Genomic DNA, 8,387 nt, shown 5'->3' on the forward strand with positions numbered 1-8,387 from the left:
TGCGTGCTATTCGGTGTGGGCGGTGTCGTGCGCGCCCGTGATCGCGTTGTGCAGGGTGTGCCAGGCCAGGGTCGCGCACTTCACCCGGGCGGGGAACTCGCGCACGCCCGCCAGCACCTCGAGCTTGCCGAAGTCGCGGCGCGGCGCCTCGCCCTCCTGCGCGGCGGTGAGCAGGGCGTGGAAGTCGCGGAACAGCGCCTCCACCTCTTCCACCGGCCGGCCCTTCACGGCTTCGGTCATCAGCGACGCCGAGGCGGTGGAGATGGCGCAGCCATGGCCGACGAAGCTGGCGTCCTGCACCACGCCGTCGGCGATGCGCAGATACACCGTGAGCTGGTCGCCACACAGCGGGTTGTGGCCGTCGGCCTGGTGGTCGGCCGCGGCCATGGGGTGGAAATTGCGCGGGTTGCGGTTGTGATCGAAGATCACCTCCTGGTAGAGCTCGCGCAGCATGTCGTCCCGATCGCTCATCGCGGCCTCCGCGTGCCGAACATGTCCTGCGCCTTGCGGATCGCAGCCACCAGGGCGTCGATGTCGGCGAAGTCGTTGTACAGCGCGAACGACGCGCGTGCGGTGCCCGGAATGCCGAAGCGCGTCATCAGCGGCATCGCGCAGTGGTGGCCGGCGCGGATCGCCACGCCTTCGCTGTCGAGGATGGTGCCGAGGTCGTGCGGATGGATGCCGTCGACCAGGAAGGACACGATGCCGGCCTTGTGGCGCGCGGTGCCGACGATGCGCAGGCCCGGGATGTCGCCCAGCGCGGCGGTGGCACGCAGCAGCAGTGCATGCTCGTGGGCGGCAATGCGCTCCAGGCCGACGCGGCTCACGTAGTCGATGGCGGCCGCCAGGCCGATGGCGCCGGCGATGTTGGGCGTGCCGGCCTCGAAGCGCTGCGGCGGCGGGGCAAAGGTGGTGCGCTCGAAAGCCACGGTGCGGATCATGTCGCCGCCGCCTTGCCACGGCGGCATGTGCCGCAGCAGTTCGGCGCGGCCGTAGAGCGCGCCGATACCGGTCGGGGCATACAGCTTGTGGCCGGAGAAGGCGTAGAAGTCGCAGCCGATCGCCTGCACATCGACCCGGGTATGCGCCACCGCCTGAGCGCCGTCGATGAGCACGATGGCGCCGGCGGCATGCGCCTTGGCGGTGAGCTCGACGACCGGCGTGACCGTACCGAGCGCATTCGAGACATGGGTGATCGCCACCAGCCGGGTGCGCTCGCCGAGCAGGGCGTCGAAGCTCGCCAGATCGAGCTCGCCCTGGTCGTCGACGGCGGCGACCTTCAGCACGGCGCCGGTCTGCTCGCACAGCAGCTGCCAGGGCACGATGTTGGAGTGGTGCTCCATGTGGGTGATCAGGATCTCGTCACCCACGGTGAGCCGCGGCCGCCCCCAGCTCTGCGCCACGAGGTTGATCGCCTCGGTGGTGCCGCGCGTGAACACGATCTCGTCGGCGCTCGGCGCATTGACAAAGCGCTGCACGCTGGCGCGCGCGGCGTCGTAGCGCTCGGTCGCATGTTGCGACAGCCAGTGCACGCCACGATGGATGTTGGCGTTCGATTCGCGGTAGAAGCGGCGCTCGGCCTCGATCACCGCGTCCGGTTTCTGGGTCGTCGCGCCGTTGTCCAGGTAGGTCAGCCGGCGGCCATTGACCGGCCGCGACAGGATCGGGAAGTCGGCGGCGACCTCGAGCAGGGGCAGGGCCGTCGTTGCTTCGGCCACGGCAGTCAGGTCAGTCACTGCAGTTCCTCCAGGTGGGCGGCGCCGGGCAGGCGGGCGAGCAGGGCACGGCGGCCGAGCGCCTGCAGCGGTGCGCAGGCGATGCGTTCGATGACCTCGGCGGCGAAGGCGTAGGTGAGCAGTTCGCGTGCATGGCCGGCCTCGATGCCGCGCGCGCGCAGGTAGAACAGCGCATCCTCGTCGATCTGGCCGACGGTGGCACCGTGGGCGCACTTGACGTCGTCGGCGTAGATCTCGAGCTCGGGGCGCGCATCGGCCTCGGCCAGGCGCGACAGCAGCAGGTTGTCGCAGCGTTGCAGCGCGTCGGTGCGCTGGGCGTCTTCCGCCACCACGATGCGGCCGGTGAACACGCCGCGCGCATTGCCGTCGAGCAGGCCGCGGTAGTACTCGCGGCTGGTGCCCTGCGGGCGGGCGTGGTCGATGCGGGTGTGGTGATCCACATGGCGCCGACCATCGGCATGGTAGAGGCCGTTCAGCAGCGCCTCGGCACCTTCGCCCTGCAGGCGGGTGCGAATGTCATTGCGCGCCAGGCGTGCGCCGAAGGACAGCGAATGCGAGGCCAGCACCGCGCCGCGGGCCTGCTCGGCCGAGATGGTGGCGAGGTGGATGGCGCTGGCGGCCTCCTGTTGCAGCTTGAGGTGGCTGATGTGGCTGTCCGCCCCGACCTGGATGCGGGTGACCGCCGTGGTCAGCGTCGCGCCGTCGCTGCCGGCCGGATAGTGCTCGGCGATGGTCGCCCGGGCGCCGGCCTCGGCGACGATGAGGTTGCGCACATGGCGGTGGGCGCTGGCCTGGCCGATGAAGACCAGGTGCAGCGGCTTGTCCACCACCACGCCACGCCCGAGGCGGATCCAGGCGCCGTCGGCTGCCAGCGCCGCGTTCAGCGCCGCCGGGCTGTCGCCATCTTCGTCCGTGCCGAACGCGGCTTCGACCGCTTCCGGCTCGCGTTGCAGCGCGTCGGCCAGGCTGCCGACGCGGGCGCCGGCCGGTAGCCCGCCGATGGCCGACAGGGCAGGCGCGAAGCGGCCGTCGACGAAGACCAGCCAGTGGTCTTCCGGCGCGCTCACGCGCAAGGCCGCGAGTACGCCCTCGGCCGCAGGCGCTTGCCCTGCGGCGAGCGTGTGCTGATCCAGAAAGGCGAGCGAGGTGTGGCGCCAGTTCTCCAGCCGCGAGGTCGGCCAGCCCTCGTCGGCGAAGCGGGTGATGGCGCGCGCGCGCAAGTTCGCCAGCCAGGGCAGTGCGGCGCCGGGCAAGTGCGCGGCAGCGGACTGCTGCTGGGCCAGCCAGAAGTCGATTGCGCTCATGGCCGCGCTCCCGCTGCGGCGCCCGCGGGCTTGGCGTCGCCGATCCAGCCGTAGCCGTGCGCTTCCAGTTCGAGGGCGAGTTCGCGCCCGCCCGAGCGCACGATACGGCCCTGCGACAGCACGTGCACCTTGTCGGGGACGATGTAGTCGAGCAGGCGCTGGTAGTGGGTGATGACGATCATCGAACGCTCGGGCGAGCGCAGGCGGTTGACGCCCTCGGCGACGATCTTGAGCGCGTCGATGTCCAGCCCGGAGTCGGTCTCGTCCAGCACCGCGAGCCTGGGCTCGAGCAGCGCCATCTGCAGCACCTCGTTGCGCTTCTTCTCGCCGCCCGAGAAGCCCTCATTCACCGAGCGGTAGAGGAATTCCTCCTTCATGCCGACGGCCTTCATCTCGGCCTTCACCCGCGCGAGGAAGTCCATCGCATCGTATTCGGGCAGGCCGCGATGGCGGCGGATGGCATTGACCGCGGCCTTGAGGAAGTAGGCATTCGACACGCCGGGAATCTCGACGGGGTACTGGAAGGCGAGGAAGAGCCCGGCGCGGGCGCGCTCCTCAGCGGGCAGGGTGAGCAGGTCGGCGCCGTCCCAGTCCACGCTGCCGTCGGTGACGGTGAAGGTGTCGCGCCCGGCCAGCACCTGGGCGAGCGTGCTCTTGCCCGAGCCGTTGGGGCCCATGATCGCGTGCACCTCGCCGTCGGCCACTTCGAGGCTCAGCCCGTTGAGGATCGCCTTGCCGTCGACCGCGGCGTGCAGGTTGTTGATTTTCAGCATGTTCATTCTCCCTTTGCTCAGCCGACGCTGCCTTCGAGGCTCACGCCCAATAGTTTCTGTGCTTCCACCGCGAATTCCATTGGCAGTTCCTTGAACACCTCGCGGCAGAAGCCATTGACGATCATCGACACCGCGTCCTCGGCACTGATGCCGCGCTGCATCGCGTAGAACAGCTGGTCCTCGCCGATGCGCGAGGTGGTGGCCTCGTGCTCGACATGCGCCGTGGGGTGGCGCACCTCGATGGTGGGGAAGGTGTGCGCCGCGCAGCGGTCGCCGATCAAGAGCGAATCGCACTGGGTGTAGTTGCGCGCGCCTTCGGCCTTGGGCGTGACCTTGACCAGGCCGCGGAAGGTATTGCTGCCGCGCCCGGCCGAGATGCCCTTGCTGAGGATGGTGCTGCGGGTGTTGCGCCCCATGTGGATCATCTTGGTGCCGGTGTCGGCCTGCTGCAGGTTGTTGGTCAGCGCCACCGAGTGGAAGTCGCCCACCGAGTCGTCGCCGCGCAGGATCACGCTCGGGTATTTCCAGGTGATCGCCGAGCCGGTCTCGACCTGGGTCCAGGAGATGTGCGAGCGCGCGCCGCGGCAGTCGCCACGCTTGGTGACGAAGTTGTAGATGCCGCCCTTGCCTTCCTTGTCGCCCGGGTACCAGTTCTGCACGGTGGAGTACTTGATCTTGGCGTCGTCGAGCGCGATCAGCTCGACCACCGCGGCGTGGAGCTGGTTCTCGTCGCGCATCGGCGCGGTACAGCCTTCGAGGTAGCTGACCGAGGCGCCTTCCTCGGCGATGATCAGCGTGCGCTCGAACTGACCGGTGTCGCGGGCGTTGATGCGGAAGTAGGTCGACAGCTCCATCGGGCACTTCACGCCCCTGGGGATGAAGACGAAGGAGCCGTCGGAGAACACCGCCGAGTTGAGCGCGGCGTAGAAGTTGTCGCCCGGCGGCACCACGGTGCCGAGGTACTGGCGCACGAGTTCCGGGTGCTCCTTCACCGCCTCCGAGAACGAACAGAAGATGATGCCGTGCTCGGCCAGCTCCTTCCTGAAGGTGGTGGCCACGCTCACCGAGTCGAACACGGCGTCCACCGCCACGCCGGCCAGGCGCGCGCGCTCGTGCAGCGGCACGCCGAGCTTCTCGAAGGTGCGCAGCAGCTCCGGGTCGACCTCGTCCAGGCTCTTGGGGCCGTCCTTCTTCGACTTGGGCGCGGAGTAATAGACGATGTCCTGGAAATCGACCGGCGGAAAGCTCACGGCCGCCCAGGTCGGTGGCGTCATCGTCAGCCAGTGGCGGTAGGCTTCGAGCCGCCATTGCAGCAGCCACTCGGGCTCGCCCTTGCGCGCCGAGATCATCTGGATGACCTCTTCGGACAGGCCCTTGGGCAGGCTGTCGCTGTCCAGGTGGGTTTCGAAGCCGGCGGTGTAATCCTGCTCGAGGAATGCACCGATGGCGTCACCGTGGGAGGGGGCGGGCGTCAGCGTGGGGGCGTTCATGGTCGGTTCTCCTGGTCGTCGGTGCGCGATGCGGGCAGGCAGGCGGTGGTCATGCGGTTGGCGAGGTGGGGCGGGCCGTGCAGGCGGTGTTCGCCCGAGGCGCCGCCTTGCTGAGGCACCAGGTCGGCCAAGGCGACCGCTTGCAGGGCCAGGCGGACCGCGGAATTGATGCGCAGCCAGTGGTCACGGATGCGGCAGTCATTCTCCATGCTGCACACGCCTGTGCTCGCGCTGCATTCGGTGAGGCCGAAGGGTTGATCCTCGAGGGCGTCGATGACCTCTGCCACGCTGATCTGCGAAGGCGGACGGCTCAGCACGTAGCCGCCATGGGCGCCACGCTGGCTGCTCACCAGCCCATGGCGACCGAGCGTCTTGAGCACCTTGCTGACCGTGGGCAGCCCCAGGCCGAGGGCCTCGGCCAGCCCGGCGGCGCTGTGCAGGCGGCCCGGGAAACCCGCCATGTGGGCAAGGATCAGGGTGCCGTAGTCGGTGAGCTTGCTGATGCGCAACATGTCTGTGTGCCTGTCGCCTGTCGGTGTGGCTAAAAAGTACTAAATTAGTACCGTATAGTCAAGAGGCGATGCCGAGGCTTCCGGCGACCTGCTCCAGGGCAGCCGACAGCGCGCCCGATTGCAGCGACTATCATGAAGACGGGACCGGACAGCGGCTAAGGGACTCAGCCGAGCGGCGAGGAGAGCGAGCGATGGACTGGCAAGGCGAGGCGAGGGGTTGCATGAGCGAGGCGCCCCGGGGAGAAGGCCGTGAATGATGCGCCGCGCCGGCTGGCGCTTGCCTATCCGGCCTCACTGATGGTGGCGGGGGCGGGGGTGCTGCTCGCCGGGTACGTGCTGGCGGCGACGGGCATGCCGCAGTGGCTGGCGCTTGCGCTGATCGCGTGCGGCTTAGTGCTGTGGACCCTGCTCGAGTACCTGCTGCACCGCTTCGTGCTGCATCGGGTGGAGCCGTTCAAGGCCTGGCATGCCCATCACCATCGCGTGCCCGACGAGCCCATCCGGATCCCGCTGGCATTCAGCGTGCCCCTGGTGCTGGTGCTGTTGATCGCGCCTGCGCTGCTGCTGCGCAACGTGGCCTTCTCGGCGGCGCTGTCGCTGGGGTTGCTGGTGGGCGAGATGTTGCAGGAGGCGGTGCACGACCGTGTGCATCGCGGTGTGGGCGGTGGCCTGCTGGCGGCCCGACGCCGGGACCACGGCTTTCATCACACGCATGATGAGCGTCGCGGCTTCGGCACGCTGAGCGGCTTCTGGGACCGCTGCCTGGGGACTGCGCCACCGGGCTGACGGGGCAGGCCGATGGCGCGGGGTGAGACGCCGGCGCGCTCAGGCTGAGGGCTTCAGCCCAGCTGCTCGGTCTTCAGCACGGCGCGCACCGCGGGGCGGGCGCCCACCCGCTCGTAGCAGGCGGCAAGGTTCGACCACTTCGAGATGTCGATCCCGATGAACTTCATCCAGCTCAATATGGTGAAGAGATAGGCGTCGGCGACGCTGAAGTCCTCGCCCAGCAGGTAGGCTTTGCCTTCGAGCTGTTCATTGACGTAGGCGAGGCGGCGCTCGAGGTTGGCGGCGGCGATCTTCTTCCAGTCCTCGCCTGCGGCGGGGTTGAAGAAGGGGCTGCACGACTTGTGCAGTTCGGTCGCGATGAAGTTGAGCCAGGACTGCAGGCGGTAGCGCTCGATGCTGCCGTTGGCGGGCGCGAGCTTCTTCGCCGGCGCCTGGTCAGCGATGTACTGGATGATCGCCGGGCCTTCGGTGAGCAGCTCGCCGCTGTCGAGCAGCAGGGCGGGCACATAGCCCTTGGGGTTGATCCGGGTGAAGTCCTCGCCGCTGCTGGTGCGCTTGGTCTTGAGGTCGACGGTCTCGGTCTCGTAGTCCAGGCCCGACTCTTCGAGCACGATGTGGGGCGACAGCGAGCAGGCGCCGGGCTTCATGTAGAGCTTCATGGGGGTCTCCGCGTGGGGGATGGGAGGGCCGATTATGCCCGCTTTGCATGACGATCAGGGTGGGGCGTATTTTGCGGTTGGACCGCCAGGCGCGCCAGGGCAAGCGCTCAGGGACGCGGCGCTGCGCGCTGCAGCACCCGCCAGGCCAGCGCCAGCCAGCCGAGGATCATCAGGCTGCCGCCGAGCGGCGTGACCGCCCCCAGCCAGCGCGGGCCGCCCAGCGCCATCGCGTACAAGGTAGCGGCGAAGATGACCGTGCCCGCCGCCAGCAGGGCGGCCGGCAGCAGACTGCCGCGCAGGCGTAGCGCCGCCAGCGCAATCAGGCCGATCGCATGCCACATCTGGTATTGCACGGCGGTCTGCCACCACCCGAGCGCGGTGGCATCGAGCAGGCTGCGCAGGCCGTGGGCGCCGAAGGCGCCGAGGGCGACGCCGAGCGCCGCGAACAGGGCGCCGGCCAGGAGGGGGAAGCGCGGGAGGTCGTCGGACATCTGGTCGGGACAGGCGTTGGTCGTTGAGGAAGGGGTGATTCGGGTGCAGCTCAGACCGGCGGCGCGATGCGTAGCGGAATCGTCACCGGGCCGTCGTTGACCAGTTGCACCTTCATGTCGGCGGCGAAGCGGCCGGCCTCGACGCGCGGATGCGCGCTGCGTGCCTGGGCGACGAAGTGCTCGTACAGCCAGCGGCCCGTCTGCGGATCGGCGGCGTTGGTGAAGCTCGGGCGGTTCCCGCCCTTGGTGTCGGCGGCCAGTGTGAACTGGCTGACGATGAGCAGCCCGCCTTCCACGTCCTGCACCGAGCGGTTCATCCTGCCGGCCTCGTCGGCAAAGATGCGCAGCTTCAGCATCTTGGCGAGCAGCTTGTCGGCCTCGGCCGGGGTGTCGCCGCGCTCGGCGCACACCAGTGCGAGCAGGCCGGGGCCGATCTCGCCGATGGTTTCGCCCTCGACGATCACGCGCGCTTCGGAGACGCGTTGCAGCACTGCGAGCATGGGAAAACCTTACGAGAGGGGGGCGGGGTGTGCTGCGAGTCCATCAATTTGCCCAAGGGTCGATCACAGCCAGGCCGGCCGCCTTGAAGGGGTTGGTATCTCGAGTCGCGACCATCAGGCCGCGCGCGGCGGCGGT

The 8,387-nt window shown here is 69.0% G+C and carries 10 protein-coding genes; 1 reads left to right on the top strand and 9 read right to left on the bottom strand.

Translation table 11 applies throughout. The features are described from left to right. Window positions 1–6: 6 nt before the first annotated feature. Genes sufU through PLC66_RS07990 form a run of 6 tightly spaced genes read right to left on the bottom strand, consistent with a single transcriptional unit; the run spans window position 7 to window position 5,815 of the window. Complete coding sequence (sufU, locus tag PLC66_RS07965; protein WP_324539135.1) at window positions 7–471, bottom strand: Fe-S cluster assembly sulfur transfer protein SufU; 465 nt, start codon at window positions 469–471, stop codon at window positions 7–9. Further along, entirely contained in the window at window positions 468–1,736 is a 1,269-nt protein-coding gene (locus PLC66_RS07970; RefSeq protein WP_503012186.1) for a cysteine desulfurase, read from the bottom strand. The genes sufU and PLC66_RS07970 overlap by 4 nt, the downstream gene beginning before the upstream one ends. Then, window positions 1,733–3,040: a Fe-S cluster assembly protein SufD gene (sufD, locus tag PLC66_RS07975; RefSeq protein WP_324539137.1), complete on the bottom strand. Its 1,308-nt coding sequence runs from the start codon at window positions 3,038–3,040 to the stop codon at window positions 1,733–1,735. The genes PLC66_RS07970 and sufD overlap by 4 nt, the downstream gene beginning before the upstream one ends. Continuing rightward, window positions 3,037–3,813, bottom strand: coding sequence for a Fe-S cluster assembly ATPase SufC (gene sufC / locus PLC66_RS07980; RefSeq protein ID WP_324539154.1), 777 nt, complete (start codon window positions 3,811–3,813; stop codon window positions 3,037–3,039). Before sufC ends, sufD begins: the two co-directional genes overlap by 4 nt. A gap of 17 nt (window positions 3,814–3,830) precedes the next feature. After that, window positions 3,831–5,303 (bottom strand): Fe-S cluster assembly protein SufB, encoded by a 1,473-nt coding sequence (gene sufB / locus PLC66_RS07985; protein ID WP_324539138.1) that lies wholly within the window; start codon window positions 5,301–5,303, stop codon window positions 3,831–3,833. Further along, on the bottom strand, window positions 5,300–5,815 hold the full coding sequence (locus tag PLC66_RS07990; RefSeq protein WP_324539140.1) for an SUF system Fe-S cluster assembly regulator: 516 nt from the start codon (window positions 5,813–5,815) through the stop codon (window positions 5,300–5,302). The genes sufB and PLC66_RS07990 overlap by 4 nt, the downstream gene beginning before the upstream one ends. A 249-nt stretch (window positions 5,816–6,064) precedes the next feature. Here PLC66_RS07990 and PLC66_RS07995 point away from each other — a divergent pair, with 249 nt between their 5' ends. Then, window positions 6,065–6,601 carry a sterol desaturase family protein gene (locus PLC66_RS07995; RefSeq protein ID WP_324539142.1) on the top strand — a complete coding sequence of 179 codons (537 nt, stop codon included), beginning with the start codon at window positions 6,065–6,067 and terminating at the stop codon, window positions 6,599–6,601. Window positions 6,602–6,654: 53 nt separating this feature from the next. Here the strand turns inward: PLC66_RS07995 and gstA are convergent, their stop codons facing one another. The 3 genes from gstA to dtd form a co-directional block, all read right to left on the bottom strand. Beyond that, a complete protein-coding gene (gene gstA / locus PLC66_RS08000) occupies window positions 6,655–7,260 on the bottom strand; it encodes a glutathione transferase GstA (RefSeq protein ID WP_324539144.1) in 606 nt (201 codons plus the stop codon). 107 nt (window positions 7,261–7,367) lie between these two features. Beyond that, a complete protein-coding gene (locus tag PLC66_RS08005) occupies window positions 7,368–7,751 on the bottom strand; it encodes a DUF423 domain-containing protein (RefSeq protein ID WP_324539146.1) in 384 nt (127 codons plus the stop codon). A gap of 50 nt (window positions 7,752–7,801) precedes the next feature. Beyond that, complete coding sequence (dtd, locus tag PLC66_RS08010) at window positions 7,802–8,251, bottom strand: D-aminoacyl-tRNA deacylase (RefSeq protein ID WP_324539148.1); 450 nt, start codon at window positions 8,249–8,251, stop codon at window positions 7,802–7,804. Window positions 8,252–8,387: the final 136 nt, after the last annotated feature.

Source organism: Thauera sp. (genome assembly GCF_035444905.1).
In the GTDB taxonomy this organism is placed as follows: domain Bacteria; phylum Pseudomonadota; class Gammaproteobacteria; order Burkholderiales; family Rhodocyclaceae; genus Thauera.

What these genes read in the sequence shown, in the direction of transcription:
- PLC66_RS08005 (WP_324539146.1), bottom strand. Translation starts at nt 7,751, where the DNA reads ATGTCCGACGACCTCCCGCGCTTCCCCCTCCTGGCCGGCGCCCTGTTC.
- sufU (WP_324539135.1), bottom strand. Translation starts at nt 471, where the DNA reads ATGAGCGATCGGGACGACATGCTGCGCGAGCTCTACCAGGAGGTGATC.
- sufB (WP_324539138.1), bottom strand. Translation starts at nt 5,303, where the DNA reads ATGAACGCCCCCACGCTGACGCCCGCCCCCTCCCACGGTGACGCCATC.
- PLC66_RS07990 (WP_324539140.1), bottom strand. Translation starts at nt 5,815, where the DNA reads ATGTTGCGCATCAGCAAGCTCACCGACTACGGCACCCTGATCCTTGCC.
- dtd (WP_324539148.1), bottom strand. Translation starts at nt 8,251, where the DNA reads ATGCTCGCAGTGCTGCAACGCGTCTCCGAAGCGCGCGTGATCGTCGAG.
- sufC (WP_324539154.1), bottom strand. Translation starts at nt 3,813, where the DNA reads ATGCTGAAAATCAACAACCTGCACGCCGCGGTCGACGGCAAGGCGATC.
- gstA (WP_324539144.1), bottom strand. Translation starts at nt 7,260, where the DNA reads ATGAAGCTCTACATGAAGCCCGGCGCCTGCTCGCTGTCGCCCCACATC.
- sufD (WP_324539137.1), bottom strand. Translation starts at nt 3,040, where the DNA reads ATGAGCGCAATCGACTTCTGGCTGGCCCAGCAGCAGTCCGCTGCCGCG.